The sequence below is a fragment of the Flavobacterium niveum genome, from assembly GCF_055231775.1.
Genome location: NZ_JBUYSX010000001.1, coordinates 521,806 through 540,788, shown reverse-complemented (window position 1 = coordinate 540,788; position 18,983 = coordinate 521,806). Strand labels below are relative to the sequence as shown.

Here is an 18,983-nt window from a genome sequence, read left to right as displayed (position 1 = left end):
ATGGCAGACGGATTCTTTTTCCAGGCAATAATATACCTTTTGGCAGCGGTAATATGTGTACCGGTTGCCAAAAAATTAGGACTGAGTTCTATACTGGGTTACCTCTTTGCGGGTATCATCATAGGGCCCTATGTATTGGGGCTAATCGGGCAGGAAGGCCAGGACATTATGCACTTTGCCGAATTTGGCGTGGTAATGATGCTGTTCCTTATCGGGCTGGAACTGGAGCCGTATAAATTTTGGCGCATGCGGAAATTTATCCTCGGTATGGGCAGCCTGCAGCTGGTGCTTACCACCGTAGTGATTTTTTTAGCTTGTTCTGTGGTAATGCCGTGGCAATGGGAAACCACGCTTATTATTTCGGTAGCACTTACGTTGTCGTCTACTGCTATAGTAATGCAAACCCTTAAAGAAAAAGGACTGGGCAAAACCTCTATGGGGCGGTCATCATTTGCCGTATTGCTCTTTCAGGATATAGCTGTAATCCCTATACTTGCCATTTTACCTCTGCTTGCCGACGGCCACGTAACCGGCAACAGCGTACATGCATCGCTTATAAGCCATTATGCTAACTGGTTGCAAACCCTTATTGTATTTGGCACCGTGGGCATGGTCTACATTGGCGGGCGTTATGTGGTAATACCGTTACTGCACGTAATCGCCAAAACAAGATTACAGGAAATGTTTACCGCATCGGCCCTGTTGCTGGTTATGGGAGTTTCATTTGTAATGCAGCTTGTAGGGCTCAGCCCGGCACTCGGGGCGTTTATTGCAGGTATGGTATTAGCAAACAGCGAATTCAGGCACGAGCTTGAAGGCGATATAGCTCCGTTTAAAGGCTTGCTGTTAGGGCTTTTCTTTATAGGTGTAGGGGCATCCATAAACTTCAACATCATGATGGCAGACCCGGCTTTTATCCTGGTATTCACCACTATTTTCAATTCTATCAAATTCTTCATACTGCTGTTGGTAGGCCGTATTTACAAGAAAAGCTCCGACCAGAACCTGCTGTTTGCCTTTGCACTGAGCCAGGCAGGGGAATTTGGTTTTGTAATATTTGGCTTTGCAATGCAGCTGAACCTAATGCCTACCGAACTTTCTAACCAAATGATGGCCGTAATAGCACTGAGCATGGTAGGTACGCCATTCTTATTACTGATAAATGAAAAATGGATAGACCCCTTCTTTGGGGTGAAGGAAGCAACCAAAAATAAATACGACGAAATCGACGAGCAAAATGAGGTTATTATTGCCGGTTTTGGAAACTTCGGCAGTACAATAGGTCGCCTTTTAAAGGCTAACGGTATACCCGCTACCATTTTAGATATGGATTCAGACAGGGTAGATTCGTTGCGCAAAATGGGCTTTAAGGTGTATTATGGCGATGCCTCAAGGCTGGAGCTGTTGCAGGCGTCGGGATGTGAGAGCGCTAAATTGTTCATAGCCGCCATAGACAACCCGCAGGTAAACCTCCACGTAACCGAACTGGTAAAAAAACACTTCCCCCACCTGAAAATACTGGCGCGCGCGCGTAACCGCAATGATGCATTCGACCTGCTGAATATGGGGATAAAAGATTTTTACAGGGAAAATTTATACAGCGCCGTAAACCTTGGTATTGATGCCCTTGTAGAAATGGGCCACAGGAAATATACCGCTACAAGGCAGGGCCAACGCTTTATAAAATATGATGAGGCGGCCACACGCCGCCTTGCTACGAATAGGCATGATAAACAAACGTTGCTTGCAGGTACCCTGCGTGAAATAGAAATACAGGAACAACTGTTACGTCAGGATTTATATTCACAATTAGGTGCGCAAGACCACGGCTGGGAAAGTGCAGAAAGACGTAAGGAGGAAAACAAAATATAAAGCCCTATACTACAACAAGTATAGGGCTTATATATATTTTCAAATGAAAATTACTTAACTTTTACAGTATTTAGTTTCCTAAAATATTGAGCTGCATATATAACACCAACTATTGCCATTACTACAACAAGGGAGTTAATTGATCCATCATTTTCTTCTAACTCTTGCTCCGGTATAGCCTCATTATCCGGTGTTTGAGCAAACATTATTATATTAGTTAAAAATAAGAAAACTAAACTATACCACTTTAATACATTGCTTTTCATAACTTTGGGGTTTTAAATTATTAATAACACTTAGCAAAAATAATTTTTTTTTTTTAAATCGCAAATATTTTAAATAAAAAACACACATAAAATTTATTCTCAATAATTTACCATTGTAATTCAAGTTCAAGAAAGTACAAAGCAAGTTGTGAATTGCTTTCAAAATTCATACTTTAGTGGATGATTCACAGTTGTATGATTTCTATATCTCTATCACTGTGAGTTGTGAATTGCTTTCAAAATTCATACTTTAGTGGATGATTCACAGTATGCCGAAGTAGACCCGGACTCTTTGTGGGGTTGTGAATTGCTTTCAAAATTCATACTTTAGTGGATGATTCACAGTTTGAATTACATAAAGGCAATAGCTTTTTAAGTTGTGAATTGCTTTCAAAATTCATACTTTAGTGGATGATTCACAGTACAAGGTTTTCAAAACCTTGCAGGAATAGAGTTGTGAATTGCTTTCAAAATTCATACTTTAGTGGATGATTCACAGTATCCTGCTATTTTCCCTGAGAAGTTGGTTAGTTGTGAATTGCTTTCAAAATTCATACTTTAGTGGATGATTCACAGTCAAGTCATAAGGATTTATTTTGCAAACAGAGTTGTGAATTGCTTTCAAAATTCATACTTTAGTGGATGATTCACAGTCCGCCCGTCTTATCATGGTAGTTTTTTATGGTTGTGAATTGCTTTCAAAATTCATACTTTAGTGGATGATTCACAGTCAATTAGACAGGATTGGCTTTCAAGATTTGGTTGTGAATTGCTTTCAAAATTCATACTTTAGTGGATGATTCACAGTATGGGGAATGAAAGGAGCGAGAATGATCGAGTTGTGAATTGCTTTCAAAATTCATACTTTAGTGGATGATTCACAGTCCGTCTACAACTACTTCAAGCGCCTATAGAGTTGTGAATTGCTTTCAAAATTCATACTTTAGTGGATGATTCACAGTCAGCCTTCAGGAACCTTACTCCCTTCTTTGGTTGTGAATTGCTTTCAAAATTCATACTTTAGTGGATGATTCACAGTCGTAATGGACAGAACTACAATAACATGGGAGTTGTGAATTGCTTTCAAAATTCATACTTTAGTGGATGATTCACAGTCCGCTTGAACTATTTTGCAGCCGCTAATTGGTTGTGAATTGCTTTCAAAATTCATACTTTAGTGGATGATTCACAGTAATGAAATTGTCCAGTTACCATTTAAAATAGTTGTGAATTGCTTTCAAAATTCATACTTTAGTGGATGATTCACAGTCAGCCTCGTACATTCCAGTCATGGGCAAGGGTTGTGAATTGCTTTCAAAATTCATACTTTAGTGGATGATTCACAGTCCTATAGGGTCTATAATGCGGGTTGAAAAGTTGTGAATTGCTTTCAAAATTCATACTTTAGTGGATGATTCACAGTTGAGTAGTTAAATAATGAAGGCGGCCAAAGTTGTGAATTGCTTTCAAAATTCATACTTTAGTGGATGATTCACAGTTGCGTAAAGGGATAGCGCTTAGCAGCACTAGTTGTGAATTGCTTTCAAAATTCATACTTTAGTGGATGATTCACAGTACTACCAGCCGCAGAAGCAACGCCGGTCAAGTTGTGAATTGCTTTCAAAATTCATACTTTAGTGGATGATTCACAGTATGACCTGTGACATCAAAAGCACGTATCGGGTTGTGAATTGCTTTCAAAATTCATACTTTAGTGGATGATTCACAGTTAGCTAACTGTGTTGTTGCTTTGGAATACGGTTGTGAATTGCTTTCAAAATTCATACTTTAGTGGATGATTCACAGTTTCGGAAAATGAAAATAATATGCTTGTTCAGTTGTGAATTGCTTTCAAAATTCATACTTTAGTGGATGATTCACAGTTTCAGAAACGAATCACAACACAGCCGCTGAGTTGTGAATTGCTTTCAAAATTCATACTTTAGTGGATGATTCACAGTTAGATTACAATTACTACAAGCGCCCGTAGAGTTGTGAATTGCTTTCAAAATTCATACTTTAGTGGATGATTCACAGTAGTTTGCGAACATTTGTGATGCTGTCATTGGTTGTGAATTGCTTTCAAAATTCATACTTTAGTGGATGATTCACAGTAATATAAGCTAAAGTTCTACAATACCAAGGTTGTGAATTGCTTTCAAAATTCATACTTTAGTGGATGATTCACAGTTCTGCTGTCCAGTTACGGAATAAGCTAAAAGTTGTGAATTGCTTTCAAAATTCATACTTTAGTGGATGATTCACAGTAAAAAAATTAAAGGTTTGCTTTGTCTTAAGGTTGTGAATTGCTTTCAAAATTCATACTTTAGTGGATGATTCACAGTATATCCGTCAAAAATCGGTCGTCGTTTACTGTTGTGAATTGCTTTCAAAATTCATACTTTAGTGGATGATTCACAGTATATCAGCTATAAAAAGCTGGTATACTTGTTTTTAGACATAAGAATAGGATTAAAAAATCAAATAAATTCTAAGTTGATTATACCCAGATAAAAACTAATTTATCAATCCTAAAACAGTTCTAACTGCTGCCCCGGGGTGTTTTTAGCAACTTCTTTCTGGGCATAAAATATCTCCATCATGCCAAATTGCTTATCTGTTATCTGCATAATACCTACCTTGCCTTGCTTGGGCAATACACGTTTTATCCGTTTGGTATGCACGTCGGCATTTTCACGGCTGGGGCAAAACCTCAGGTAGATAGAAAACTGAAACATGGTAAAACCATCATCAAGCAGGTCTTTCCTGAAACGTGCTGCCGATTTACGCTCTAATTTTGTTTCGGTAGGTAAATCAAAAAATACAAGTACCCACATACTCCTATACTGGTTTAACCTTGAATAGTAATCAGGTTCCATACGGTTTAAACAGATAACTCAAAAACCGGATAGAGTATTTTCCTGCTGATACCTGCATAGCATTCGTACAGGCTATTTGTTGTACGGCTCATAGCCACCATAAGGGGGCTGCGTTTTCCTTCAATCACCACATCCATAGCAGGTATGGTTAGCAGTATTGTTTTCAGTTCCTGGGTAAGGTCTTCATAGCTATGGTGTTTATGGGTTATATCATACACTAACATATCTACATAAATCCGGTAAGGCTCCATAATATCGTCCGCCAGGCAAAATGCATTGTATTTATTACTGTGAAAAATTCCTACCGATGGTAGCAGCCCGGTACTCATAAGGGCTCGGGCAGTAACAGCCCGTAAAATGGCATACCCGTAGTTTAATAAACCATTTGGCGCTACCCCTTTTTGGTTACGGCTAAAATCTGGCACATGGCTAAACAGGCTCTGGAAATAATAAGCCGCAGCTATCGCCTCGTGGTTCTCAGTATCGCCGCTTTTTACCTCATCTGCCCATCGTTTTAGTTTTTTACCGTCCTTCTCTCTTGCCGATAAGTGATAAGCCTGGTTGGCTATTTTGGCGCTTATGGTTTGTTGCCAAAGATTTTTCTTCAGCGGCATACTGGCATTAAGTTGATGCCTGTAGCGCTCTGTCTGTTCGCTATGCCCTGTAAGCGGTTGTAAAATAGCATTGGGTAAATGCTGCTTATCACAGGTAATTACCGCTGTTTTATTTTCAACCAGTTTGCTTATAAGTCCATTTGTAAGTGTTATTTGCGGATGCTCCAGTACTATGTAACCTAAATCTTCAATAGGAATGGTTACGGGCAACTTTACATCTTCCGGAAAACTTACTACCAGCTGTTCATTCTTTGTACTCAGATAAGCCGGATTACTGAAAAACAGTGTTCGCTTTACCATATTTTTTCGGTTTTAAAATGGACCTTTTCTGTAAATGTCGGCCGCATCATCTGCCCGGTTTTCACCAAGCATAGAGGTTATCAGCTCCCTGCCCGGAGATACCAGGTCGGTATACACCTCAATCGCCATTTCTTCCTGATAATTGTTTGGTTGTAATCTGCTTACAAAGGCTTTTAGATTCACGCCGTTATCAAGCATATTTGCCAACACAATATTTTCAAATGCAGCAATATACCCTATTCTTTCACCCTTATATTTTACCTGAATGGCAAAACGGTCGTACTTGTTATCAGGTTCGCGGAGTAATTGAATTTCATCACCCTCCTTTACTGTATTTTTTAGTTTCCCAAAACTGTAATGGTTAAGCCCCCGCACATAGTTGTCATAAATCTTTATAGGCTTAGCCGTAACATAAGAGTTAGGGAGCAGTAAACCGCCTGCCCCCAAACCAAGTGCCTTTAAAAAATCGGAACGGTTCATACCCATCAGATTTTAAATGTTATGCCGCCGTCAAGCGCCATTTCAAAGTCAGGGCCTTCCACAATAAAATTCCACTGCTTTTGCGTAAGTCGAAGAAACATCTGTTTCTCGTTTGCGTCGAAATAAGGTAACTCTTTATTATCCCTCTTTAAATCTGTATCCATTCCGGCTGCCAAATGATGCTTAAACCTTATCCTGCCATCTCCTTCAAACTGATACATTTTAAACATCCGATTTGACAATTCTGTTTTAGAAAACTCAAGTAGTTCTAAAGGAGAATTACTGTAAAATAACACTTTCAATCCGGACTTCAATACCGCATGTAAAGGGATTTTTATTGTTTTTTTTCCTCTACCAATCTCTACTTGATTAAAATATGGTTCTTGGAAATATTGATGGTCATAACTGATTTTTGATTCGGCAATAGAACCAATTCCTAATATACTAATTGATTTGTCATTATTATCAGTACTTTTATAAAATAGACAGATAGGATTTTCCGCATTATCAGCCAATGTTTTTTGTTTGTAATCCTTTTTTGATGTAAAGCTATGAGTATGCAAACCGATTGCAGATTCATATTTAAGACGATCAAAACAACGTATCCTTCTAATCTTATTTACCTTTTCACCATTCTTCCCGAGCATGTATACACCTTCTGTCAAAGCCGTTTTGAAATCTGAAGCTTCTACCTGCTGCTTTATCATCCGGAATAAATCTTTATCAACTATTGAACTTTCTATATCTTCGAGCGACTTGAAACCAGGAGAGGCACTATCCTTACTATAAAGTAAAGGACGTCTTACTACAAGATATATTTTCTCCTCAAGCTTCATCTTGCCATGTTCTTCAAATTGTATCTTGCCTTCCTTATTTCGAACAGGTTGCTTAATCGCTCCAAAAATGGTCTCTTTGTGCAGCTGCCCACGTATGGTATCTCCCTTGGCTATCCTTGTAGAGCCATCTTTATTTTTTTCAATCTTACCGCGTTTCCTTACTGTTTTGTAAGTAGGCAACGTGGTTTTATTTTCGGCAATATTGTTAATCAGGATTGTTTGCTCAATGCCCAGTATTTTCCCTGCCGAAAAAGTAGCCCAGTCCTTTGGTTTCTCATGGTAACATGTTGTGTTGTCTTTATCCTTTTGCTCGTTATACTTTAGCAAAATCTTATCACGGTCATAAAACGGCGGGATCAGCGTGAGTATGGCCGCATCAATGGCATGATGGCTGTGTATCCTTCTGTCCTTTTTCTCGAACGGGGGTTTTACTTCATAAATTTCTTTAAACTTGTTTACAACCTCACCCTTTTCTACCGCCACTTTACCGAATACCGTTTTCAGGTACGGTAGGGTGTACTTGGTAATAATCTGAGTATCGCGCAACTGGCTGTTTTTCCATGCAGGGTTGTATTCCGTAAGGGTAAAGGTGCGCAATTTCCCTCTTAAATCGTCCAATTTTAGTTTCGTAATATGCTTATTTTGTATGTTTCTATCCTTATCATCCTTAGTTGAGGCAGTCTTCGAAAAATGCTTAAACTTTGCATAATCCTTTTCCAGATCCTCAATCTTTTTCCAGGATTCTATAAGCTCTTCCTTTCCCCTTTTAGTTACCGTTTTTAACGACCTTTTCCCGAAAAGACGTTCCATAGTGCTTATAATTGCAGGATAGGTTTTGCCATCAATGGTTTCTTCATGCTCATAGTTGGGTAATTGTGTAGGGAACTTTTTCCCTTTCACATGCCTGTTATAATGCGTATCGGCAAGGGTAAGGTTTTTCAGTTCACTGTCAAAGCTGATGCTTGCCGGTATGGTATGCTCTATATCAAACTTTACACCATCAAACACCTCACTGCCACTAATAGGTTTACCTGTGTACAGGCACATTTTACCCTGTTCTTCCCACAATCGTATTTTACGTAACAGGGTTCTATCATTTTCATCCAATTTAATTACCCTTTTCTCATTAATTTCCTTTATGGTATCGCAGTATTTCTGGTTTTCACGTTCGCGTTCGTTATTCCATTTTTCAAGTGCTTTACGGGTATTGGCATCGTTAAGCTCACGGGCTATTTCTATAACTATTCGGGTATCTTCCTCTATTTTATTGGTTTTAAGCAAATGGTTTATAAGCTGCTTCAACTTGTGCATGGTTTTTAGCGCCATAGGGTTTTTAAGCCCTTTGCTTATTGGCTCCGGGCTCCCCAACAGTTTTAGCGAACGCCCTTCATAATCCGCATCCGGATGTTTGTGTATAAAGGCTTCCCTTTTCTTAACCGGTACATATACATCTTTGCCTTTCAGGGTAAAATGTTCGTATTCCTCTGCCGCAGCATAGTTTTCCTGTTCAGACGGATGCCAAAGGAATTTCTTCCTGCCTTCAGGAATATTATATGCTTGCTTAAGGAAATCAAAAACCTGGTCGTGCAGGCGCATTGGCTGGGCAAAGGCACCACTTTTTTCACGAATTGATGTGGTTAAAAACGCCCTGAACTTCTCTGATACATCAGCTATAATGTCCTCTTTTTGGTCTTCGGTAAATTCCTCCCAGGCTTTGGTGGTAAATGTTTCAATAATTTTTTTATACACACGGCCCTGCTCATCCATATCAAGCGGCCTGTCATCTTCTATCATGTAACGGCCTGCGCTTAGCTCATCGGCTATCAGGCTGTTTACAACTGCGTTTACCTGCTTAAGATTACTGTTGGACTCAAATATTTTTCCGATTTCTTCAGAAAAATGTTCTATAAGCCCATCTGTAATGCTGTCTGATCCCAAAACCTTATACAGGTTAGCCATGTATACTGCCTGGCTGTAAATGTAGCTCCTTTGCAGGTACGGCAATATCTTCTTAATTGCTGAAAGGCTTAGCGTAGCATAGCCTTGCTTCAGCTTCTTACCTGCAAACTTATCTGCCTTTTCCGGGTCTAAGCCAAGCTTATTTAGTGCAAAATCTTTCAGGCTTTCGCGGTCATCAAAAGTATTGAGTACATGCCATATGTCTTCAAACGTATAACCGGCAGTGGTTTTCCTTTGCTGCTTCGCTTCACGGTTGTGTATGTCATCCCAGCCGTACTGCTCTTTCCAGTCTTCACCTAAATAATCTGCAAAAAACCTGAGCAGCCTTGCCGAAACCACTTTGGTATCTTCCTTAAACCGGGCAGTGGTTTCCGCCCCGTCTTTCTTCAGCTGGGTTAAGATGGACTTAAAGTCAAAATCATCAGATGCCTTATAAAACAACGGGTAAATTTTGTCCTTCAGGTAATCGGCTTTGGCTATGCCTGCCGGTGGTAGTATATTCAGGTTATTGATAAAAATCCAGGTACGGTACTCCTCATACAGCGGATGGCTTATGGGCGCACGCTTTTTCCCGGGTTCATAAATACAGTTGCCTATAAGCCCCTTTTGGGTACGCAACGGGCGTTGCCAAATGATAGCCTTCCATAGCTTTTGGTAATCTTCATCACTTATACCCTGCACCCTGCATATTTCTTTCAATTCGTTTTCGTAGTCCTTACGCAGGTTGTAGCGCTGCCTTATGCGGCCACTATATACCTTTTGGTAATGATATAGCGCAGCACCCAGGGTACCATAATCTTCAATATAAGCTGCAATATCATCCCTGCCCTTTACCGAGCCATCTTTACTGCCTGCAAGCATGGTTTTGGCTTCCTCATCATCGCGGCCTTTAAAGCCACGGCGCTGTACCAACTGGTAAAACACCCTGCCCAGCACCTGTGGATTGTCCTGGTACACGTTGCGGTAATGCTCATCTGCCGCAAAAGCCCTAAATGCGTAGTAGCTTTCATCTTTATCCTTGCCCAGCAGGTGGAAATCGGGCTTGCCATCGCCGTTAAAGTCAAAACGCAGCCAGTTTATAAACGTTTCCGACTGCGGGTAGCGGCGGCCATACGGCTTGGTATATTTACGCCATTCATCAAGCTCCTCAATGGTAAGCGGGCACATTTTCTTATCAATAAGGAATTTTAACAGGGCGTACTTCCTGTACTTTTCAGACTGGTAGTTGCGGCGCTTGCCACGGCTTTCGGTACGTTTTTGTACACGGGGAAATTCAATCCCTTTTTCTGAGGCCACCCCTTTTTCAAAGGTTAAAACGCCGCTGTATGTAATTTGGTCATCGCCGGCCGAAGTATCCCTTATGGCCCAGCCGATAGAGTTGGTACCAAGATCTAATCCAAGTGTCTTAGTCATCTTTATGTTTTGGTTAATGGTTGAGGTACTAAATAAATTTAAATCTAACTGAAAAATTTATTCTAAAAACATAACTGTTAAAGTTTTTTTATATCTTAGCACTATTGAAAGCAATTCACAATAAGGCTATAAGCCGAAGAAAATCTTTAGTCCTGCGTTCCGTGGGACTTTTTTATTTCCAGTCCCTAAAGTAAGAGATATCCTATTTTATTAAAATACCTACAAGTAGGTATTTTAATAAAAGTATTTACAAGCAACAAAAAACCAAAAAAAGACGGCTGAAGATAAATCCCCAGCCGTTAACCCAAAATGAAATTAAACTTAAACTAAACCGTATACTTTTTCCTTAAAATTTCTATTTCCTTAGGGCCAATGCCTATTTCTGTTTGCAGGAAGTTTTCAATGCTGCCGTAGTGTTGTTTCAGCGCGCTGAAAAATGCCCTGATGTACTCTGGCTTCAACGCCATTTTATCCTCTACCTGCTTATCGGTAAGGCCACTCATTTTTGCCAGCCCCGAAAGCATCTGCTTGTTAAACGAACGCAGGTAAATGTTAGAGGCCACATAGTCTGCCTCTATGGTTTCCATAGGTACCTGAAGTATATACAGCAACAGTGCTGTGGCCATACCGGTACGGTCGCGGCCACCGGTACAGTGGTACATTATAGCCTCTTTATTATCCAGTGTAAGCAGCTTTACAAACAGCGGACGGAAACGGTCGCCCGAGTATTTTACTGCCGCTGAACCGTAAAAATCAAGCAGGAAATCGCCTTTTTCATTTTTAAGCATAGCTATCATTTGCTGTGCATTTGGCAGGCTGTCGCTTCCTGCCGGGCACAGGGTGTAATCCGTGTTCTTAGGCAGCCTGTCAGGTGCTGCAGAAGATTCTGCCACTCCCCTGAAGTCTACTACTATGTGTATGCCTTTTTTATCAAGCAAGGCTACATCGTTATCGGTAAGCTTATTTATAGCCGCGCTACGGTATATTTTACCCCAGGCCACCTGCTTGCCGTTTGTGGTTTTATATCCGCCTATATCCCTGAAGTTTACTGCTCCTTTTACAGGAACCAACCTTTTAATACTGTCTGTAACCTGTGCCGCTGCAATCATTGGTGCCAAAACGGCCATTATTATAATTATCTTTTTCATGTTTTATATGTTGTTTAGTGTTTATTAAAATATTTCGTACCTAAGGCCTGCCTGTCCTCGGCTGCCGTACCATTCCTGCGATGTTACCCTGCGGTTATCGCGGCCCATATACATTTTTACAGGCGAATCGCTAAGGTTGTTAAGCTCTACAAATGCTTTTAACCTTTTGGTAAGGCTTACCGTAGCCGATGCATCGATTGTAAAGTTTGAATCGCTCCATATATAATAGTTCGGTCCCAATTGCTGGTTTATGGTTTCTACCGATTTGCCGCGGTAATTACCCGCAAGGCGTACCATTACACCATTACGTTCGTAGAACAATATGGTATTAAATAAGTGTTTCGACTGGTTTGGAAGCCCGGTTTTGTCCATTACCGTTTCTGTGGCACCAAGGCGTGGTACTTCCGTTTTAGAATCTATGTAGGTATAGTTAACCTCTACTCCAAACCCGCTCCAGAAACCGTTAAGGAAATCAAACCTTTTGTTGATACCGGCTTCAAATCCCGCCAGGGTGGCCTTGTTAAGGTTTTTGGCCTGTGTTACCATATAATCGGTACCGGCTATGCTTTGCATACTCACATCGGTAAACACGATATCTGAAATGTCTTTGTAAAACACACCTCCCGATACAAGGCCTACATTTTCCAGAAAGTACTCGCCCATAAGGTCGAAATTGTTACTGAATGTAGGTTTCAGGTCAGGATTACCCTGCGTAATGGTCATAGGCGATGAAGTTGTATTGGTAGAACTTCCCGGTGTCATATCGCCAAAGTTAGGGCGTACAAACGTGCGGGTATATGCAGCACGCAGGTTTGCTTTATCAGTAAGCTTGTACTTAAGGTGCAGCATAGGCAGTAGTGCGTTATAATCGTTGTTTACTACTGATGGGCTAAGGGTTACCTGCCCGTTTACTGAAGTAGCTTTAGTACCGTTCAGGGTCATATCGGTATACTCATTACGTATACCGCCTACAATTTTCAGCCTGTCGGTAGCATCCACTTCAGCCATGGCATAGCCCGCAGTTACATCTTCGGTACCTGAATATAAAGCCGTAGCATTTGATGCTGAAGTAAAATCCCTGACACCGTTTGCTTCCTGGAATTCAGGGCTGAACAGGTTGAATAATTGCCCTTTGGTTAATGGGTTTACAATAAACTGGTTGAAGTTTCCATTCATGTTGCCAAAGAAATCAGCCCCCTCGGGGAAATTTTTAGTTTGCAGCGATGAAAGCGGCACAAGTGCAGGCGAACCCGGTATGCCTACAGCGGCGCCCGGCAGGTATACAATGTTAGAACCATACGTGCTCACCCTGTCTTTGTGGCGGTATTTTGCCCCAAACTTGAACTTCACTTTAGACGTAGCATCGTATTTTAGGTTCACCTGGCCTATCTGGTCGCGCTCGCTGTTGTCCAGCTGGGCTATAACCATTTGGCTTAGTAGTAGCTTGTCGGCACTCATTACCTCATTAGGATCGGCAAGGCCGGTTTCAAAATGATCTACCGTACCACCTATACCATCGGGTGAATCAAAACCCCAGTAACGTTTACCATCGCTTGAAAGGTTGTTAAATCCGCCGGTTATCTTTTGCCTGAAGGTGGCTATAGGTAACCCTTTTTGGCCGCTTGTAGACGGCGTATCAAGATAATATTCTGATTTGTGGTTGCTGTAGCTCCAGTCCAGGTTCAGCTTTTCGCTAAGACGGTGGTTCCCCCCCACCTCGCCGCCATAAAGGCCTGTCTGGTAATGCGAATATCGGTAGTTGTACTGGTAGCGGCTGTTTGTATAGTCTATATACGACTCGTATACCGGGCGTATATCGTCAAACTTATTTACCATTCCCCTGAAGAAAATTTTGTTGGCAGGGTTAATCTCATACTCCATGCCCACATTAAGTCCTTTGGTTTCACGTTCGCCCATATAGCGTTTAAAAAGTACCGTGTTCAGTGAGTTCTTTTGTGCTTCAACAGCAGCACCGGTATTGTAGGTAGCGGCAAACTCATCTGAGCCCCACTGCCTGCTCCATACGGCACCCGAAACTATAACGCCAAACTTATTATTGAAGAAGCGGTCGCCGTATACCAATGATGCATTGTAGGTGCCGTTTTGGCTGAAGGTGTTATAACCACCTGCCGCGCTTACACTCATCGTCCTCTTGGTAGGTGCAGTACGGGTAACAAAGTTTATAGACCCACCTATAGCATCGCCCTCCATATCAGGGGTTATGGCTTTTGCCACCTGCACATACTGTATAATTTCTGAAGGCACTACATCCAATACCGATGAGCGGTTACCCATAACGTTCGAGCTGGGCAGCCTGCTGCCGTTAAACAGAGTCGACGTCCATGCAAAAGGTGTGCCTCTTACGGTGGCCTGGTCAGCTTCGCCGTGGTAACGGGCTACAGCCACCCCCTGCATACGCTGTACGGCTTCGGCGGCATTACGGTCCGGTAACTTACCTATAGCATCTGATGCCATTACGTCCATTATGGCATTTGAGTTCTTTTTAATACTGTACGCCTTAGCCTGCGAAGGTGCCAGCGTACCCGAAATCACAACCTCATTTAACGATGTAGAAGTATCAGGAGCCATTTGCACAAGGCCTATGTCATTAATACCGGCCACCAGTTGCAGCGTAATAGATTTGGTTTCAAAACCTATATAACTTACTTCTATGGTTACTTCACCTGTTTGTGGCGCTACAAGTATAAAAGCACCTTCAAGGTCAGATACGGCATTGTTATTAAAGCCAACACTTATAATGTTAGCGCCGGGTAATGTACCGGCATCACTGGTTATTATACCTTTTATGGTTTGCCCGGAAACCTTGCCGGCAAAGCATAGTGCAAATAATGCAACCAGCATTGCCTTTTTTAATACCCGGTTTTGAGTAAGCCGGGAAGTGAGCGTGAGTTGTTGTGTCATGAGTGTTAAATTTTTCTGCAAAGATTAACCACACTGCAAAGCAAAACGACCTAACCGAATTATCGCTACTCACAAGAGGTACCACTAATTTTATTTAAAAACACATTACTGATTTTCAACAAACTACATAATGTTATAAAAACGTTAAGGATATTACATTTACATTTAAGAAACATTTTGATTACACACATAAGGTATTTTTGCAATGTAATTCAGGGGATTTTTTATGAAATACATCATCGCAATAGGAATATTTCAGGCTTTGCTGGCTGCGCTGCTCCTGCTGCCCGGCCGCAAGAAAAAAAATTCTGATTACCTTCTTATTTCACTTGTTACCTGCATAGCTATCCACCTGTCTATAAAATTTATCATCTATTCGTTTGTTAAAGACCCTGAGGTGCTGAATATGATGAATACCTTTATAGGTTTCTGTTACCTGCCATTGCTGTATCTTTATACTTTAAAGACTGTAAACCCGCAATTTATCCCTGCTTCCCGATGGTATGTATTTGCACCCGTTATACTTGGTGCTATAGGCTATTTTACAACAGCGCTTACGTTACTGGCCGAATCGCCCAATGCCCACATAGTGCTGCATTGGTACAATACCCTGACCCTGTGGAGCATGATTCCGCTAAACATGCTGCTTTCTGCATACGTGCTTTGGCTTGCCAATAAGCAGCTCACAAATCAAAACGGGGCTAAAAAGCTCATAATACAGGTAGCGGCTTTATTTCTTTTTATGGGAATACTGAACATTGCAATACTGTCACTGCAATCGTTCCAACTCTTCATAAACCAATTTTCGAGGAGCATTAACTATACAATACTGATAGTAATCTGCTTAAGGATTATAGTATATAAATACCTGCAGGCTACAGAGCAAATACCTGTGGAAGGCACTGCAATTAATACTGTTGTATTAGCTGATACTGTATTTGCACCATCTGTAAATGCCATATTGGTTCATGATACGGCAAAAACCGAAAAGGAAGTAACAACGATAAGTCCTGAACCGGAAACACAAAGGAGAAAAGAACTGCTAAGCCCCAGCCAGATGTTTAAAATACTGTTGAAATTAGAAAACGCCATGAAAGCAGGGCTGTATTTTACGGATAGCGACCTAACGTTGGACAGGCTTGCCGAGCTTACCGTGCAAAGTAAATACCACATAAGCGAAACCCTAAACCATTTTATTCACAAGCCCTTTTATACTTTCGTAAACGAATACAGGATACAGTATGTAAAAGAAAAACTGAACCTGCTCACTGAAACAAAAGCTGATATAAACATACTTGAACTGGCCTATGAAGCCGGTTTTAAATCAAAATCTTCCTTTAACCGGTATTTTAAAGAAATTACCGGACAAACCCCATCTGAATATCAAAAAGCATTTTCTAAAGATTTTACCTCAACCGAAAAGTAATTGTCTGTATTATAGCTTATCCGGTCTTTTTAGTAAAACTAAAAAATAATTTAAGTCAAAAAGCAGAAGATTTATTGCTGCGGGTAGAAAAAGTCTACGTTTTCAGTATATGTTTTTGAAACCGGTACTTCTATATCATTTATTACCAGCTTCTTATTTTTCCATTTTTTCACTTTCAGTTTATTGACTACATAGGCGCGGTGTACCTGCACAAATGTAGACATAGGTAATATTTCTATTATGTTTTTAATTGTAGAACGTGCAGTGTAGGTTTTAGTATTTGTGTGGAAAATAATATAATTACCTTTTGACTCAATATAGTTTATATCATCTGTTGAAAGTTCTACATTGTAATCCCTGTCTTTTACTAAAACCTTAGGTACCTCCCTTTTGTGCATTGCCGATTGCCTAATAGCTATTTCAACAGATGTAATCAGGTCTATGTTTTTAAAAGGCTTAGTAAGATAAGAATAAGGCGATGTCATTACGGCTCTGCTAATTGTTTCCGGGTTTTCATACGCCGTAAGATAAATAAAAGGTACGCTATATTTATCCTTAATTTGCTGGCCAAGCGTTATCCCGTCTTGTTCGTCCTCGCCGAGATTAATATCAAGGATGGCCAAATCAACTTTTTCTTTGGAAAGAATTTGTAGGGTCTCTTTAAAATTCTTTGCCTCAAAAACAATATAGCTGTTTTCTACCAAAGCCTTTTTTGTCAGCCTCCTGTTCAGGAAGTCGTCTTCTACTAACAGTATTGTCTTTCCTATGGTACTCATTATTAAATTGACTTGGCGTTTAATGGTTAGTTTATATCCAAATATAAATGTTAAAAAAATATACTAATTGAAACTGTGACGAAAACACCTTTTTTGTGACAGAAAATCACTTTTATAGTTATAAGTATTTACACATCAGAAATATACTCACTGCTTAAAGTACAAATTCAGCTCGAAACCATTTTTACTTTTTGTCTCCACAGTCCCGTCTAATTGGTCTATCAACCCCCTAATTATCTCGAGGCCTAATCCCTTTTTAACCGTGTTGTTAAAATCAAAGCCACTGCCATTATCAGAATAATAAAAATGCTTTTCGTTTTTAAGCTGTTTAATCTCAATACTAATTACGCCTATATTTTGCTTCTTAAAAGCATACTTCATACTGTTGCTTATCAGTTCTACAATAATCAGCCCCAGGGGGAGTGCCTTTTCAAGCGACATCACATCAATATCGCATTGTACCAGCAAGCTTACTTTTTTATTGTTGCTATCGTATGATTCCTTAACCAACTCAGACAATTCGGTTATATACTTTTTCAGCCCTACATCATTTACGTTGTCAAAAACATTCAGTTTTTTATGAAGTAATGCCATAGAATGTATCCTGTTTTGGTTACCGCGTATCAGCTCGTCTATGTTGTTAAAATCAACCGACTCTTTTTGTATTTCCAGGATACTTATAACGTGCTGCAGGTTATTCTTTACACGGTGTTGCAGCTCGCTTAAAAGTACCTGCCTTTGTTCCAGTGTTTTAGACAGTTCTACTAATTGTGCACTGATTACTTTGTTACGTGAATTGATTTTCCTGTTTTGAAGGAACAATAGTGCCGATGCTATTACAATTACACCAAGCAGGCTGACTATTAGCAGCATTTGCCTGTCTTTACTTTGTATTGTAGCCTCGTTTTTATCGTTTTGGTATTGCTCTTGTAATTGTTTAGTTTTTATATTTTCATTTTTCTGTGCAGAAAGCACATAATCATTATGATACTGTTTGAAATAATGGTATGCAGAATCGACATTGCCCAAACCCTCATATATTTCATACTTCATCCGGTTAGCCGAAGCTTGGTTAGCCGAAAAAGCATCTGAAGAATCGCTATAAGCTAATGCTTTAGCATAATCCTTTAATTTTAAATAGGTATAAGATATATTTCCATAAGTGCTTCCCACTCTGGAAGAGTTGTCTATTTTTTTAAAGATATTTAATTGAAGTAAATGATTTTTTAATGACTCTTTATGGTTATGGGTCCTATTTGCAACAATACTAAGCAATAGGTATGAATCTAATAAATCAGACTCGTTTTTATACTTTGTAGCATACTCTTTTGCCCTGTTTGCATAATAAAAAACAGAATCAATTTTATTTAAAAACCTGCAATAAGATCCCCTCCTGATACAATATGTACTATAGAGTTCTTCTACATTACCCCTTTTTAAGATTTTATAGGCTTTATTAAGGTATTCGTTTGTTAATTGTAATTTATTATCTCCTGAATCAACTTTTTCATGTTCTAAAGCAATCAATAGATTGATACGGCAGGATAATGAATGCATACCCGCTTCATCGGCTTCATCTACAATTTCCAGCAGTATTTGAAGAGGCTTATCAGGAGAGCTATGTCTCTTGTCAAGTATAAGTGCCTGCCTGAACTTTAATTCCAGTAATTGGTGGTTATACTTCTCTCTGCCGCCTGTACTGTTTAATTCTTTGTAGAGACTGTAGGTTTTCTCCTGGGCAATATCAAATTTACTATAATGAATAAGGCTGTCAATTACCTTTATTTCCTTATTTATATCAAAATTCTGAGCCATTGCAAAATGGCTATTTAAAACAAAAAATAAAAGTAGCGGTTTAAATAAATGCATTTGGTTTGGTTGGTTTACCGTAAGTATTCAAATGTAAAAAAACTTATTACACATATTTACAAAATGTGACTTACAACACCTGATAATTAAAATTTAAATAAAAACTTTTTAATAATAGAGGCTAACATCAAGTATTATTTTATAATAACCCCACCAAATTTAAACCTGGTGGGGCATCTTATAGATTGGTATAAAAGCTTGTGGGGTACACTATTATACCATT

11 protein-coding genes and 1 CRISPR repeat array are annotated in these 18,983 nt (G+C 39.8%); of the genes, 2 read left to right on the top strand and 9 right to left on the bottom strand.

Annotation, left to right across the window (positions count from 1 at the left end; genetic code table 11):
* On the top strand, positions 1–1,872 hold the full coding sequence (locus ACZIX4_RS02345) for a monovalent cation:proton antiporter-2 (CPA2) family protein (RefSeq protein ID WP_463333997.1): 1,872 nt from the start codon (positions 1–3) through the stop codon (positions 1,870–1,872).
* Between the two features lie 50 nt (positions 1,873–1,922).
* On the opposite strand, the gene ACZIX4_RS02340 is transcribed toward ACZIX4_RS02345, so the two are convergent.
* From ACZIX4_RS02340 to ACZIX4_RS02310, 7 genes are all read right to left on the bottom strand, one after another.
* Positions 1,923–2,138: a hypothetical protein gene (locus ACZIX4_RS02340; RefSeq protein WP_463333996.1), complete on the bottom strand. Its 216-nt coding sequence runs from the start codon at positions 2,136–2,138 to the stop codon at positions 1,923–1,925.
* A gap of 145 nt (positions 2,139–2,283) precedes the next feature.
* Positions 2,284–4,560: direct repeats of the CRISPR family, unit length 47 nt; unit sequence GTTGTGAATTGCTTTCAAAATTCATACTTTAGTGGATGATTCACAGT.
* Positions 4,561–4,669: 109 nt separating this feature from the next.
* Complete coding sequence (gene cas2, locus ACZIX4_RS02335) at positions 4,670–4,975, bottom strand: CRISPR-associated endonuclease Cas2 (protein ID WP_463333995.1); 306 nt, start codon at positions 4,973–4,975, stop codon at positions 4,670–4,672.
* 47 nt (positions 4,976–5,022) lie between these two features.
* Entirely contained in the window at positions 5,023–5,931 is a 909-nt protein-coding gene (gene cas1 / locus ACZIX4_RS02330; protein WP_463333994.1) for a type II CRISPR-associated endonuclease Cas1, read from the bottom strand.
* 12 nt (positions 5,932–5,943) lie between these two features.
* Positions 5,944–6,411, bottom strand: a complete 468-nt coding sequence (locus tag ACZIX4_RS02325; protein WP_463333993.1) for an HIRAN domain-containing protein — start codon at positions 6,409–6,411, stop codon at positions 5,944–5,946.
* A gap of 5 nt (positions 6,412–6,416) precedes the next feature.
* Positions 6,417–10,619 carry a type II CRISPR RNA-guided endonuclease Cas9 gene (gene cas9 / locus ACZIX4_RS02320; protein ID WP_463333992.1) on the bottom strand — a complete coding sequence of 1,401 codons (4,203 nt, stop codon included), beginning with the start codon at positions 10,617–10,619 and terminating at the stop codon, positions 6,417–6,419.
* A gap of 326 nt (positions 10,620–10,945) precedes the next feature.
* Complete coding sequence (locus ACZIX4_RS02315; protein ID WP_463333991.1) at positions 10,946–11,767, bottom strand: tyrosine-protein phosphatase; 822 nt, start codon at positions 11,765–11,767, stop codon at positions 10,946–10,948.
* Between the two features lie 24 nt (positions 11,768–11,791).
* Positions 11,792–14,629, bottom strand: a complete 2,838-nt coding sequence (locus tag ACZIX4_RS02310) for a TonB-dependent receptor (protein ID WP_463333990.1) — start codon at positions 14,627–14,629, stop codon at positions 11,792–11,794.
* 286 nt (positions 14,630–14,915) lie between these two features.
* On the opposite strand from ACZIX4_RS02310, the gene ACZIX4_RS02305 reads away from it, so the two are divergent.
* On the top strand, positions 14,916–16,115 hold the full coding sequence (locus ACZIX4_RS02305; protein ID WP_463333989.1) for a helix-turn-helix domain-containing protein: 1,200 nt from the start codon (positions 14,916–14,918) through the stop codon (positions 16,113–16,115).
* A gap of 71 nt (positions 16,116–16,186) precedes the next feature.
* Here the strand turns inward: ACZIX4_RS02305 and ACZIX4_RS02300 are convergent, their stop codons facing one another.
* Together ACZIX4_RS02300 and ACZIX4_RS02295 are read right to left on the bottom strand one after the other, a co-directional pair.
* On the bottom strand, positions 16,187–16,891 hold the full coding sequence (locus ACZIX4_RS02300; RefSeq protein ID WP_463333988.1) for a response regulator transcription factor: 705 nt from the start codon (positions 16,889–16,891) through the stop codon (positions 16,187–16,189).
* A 147-nt stretch (positions 16,892–17,038) separates the two neighbouring features.
* The gene (locus ACZIX4_RS02295; protein WP_463333987.1) at positions 17,039–18,760 is read right to left on the bottom strand and encodes a histidine kinase dimerization/phosphoacceptor domain -containing protein; all 1,722 of its coding nucleotides are present in this window, start codon (positions 18,758–18,760) and stop codon (positions 17,039–17,041) included.
* Between the last annotated feature and the right edge of the window lie 223 nt (positions 18,761–18,983).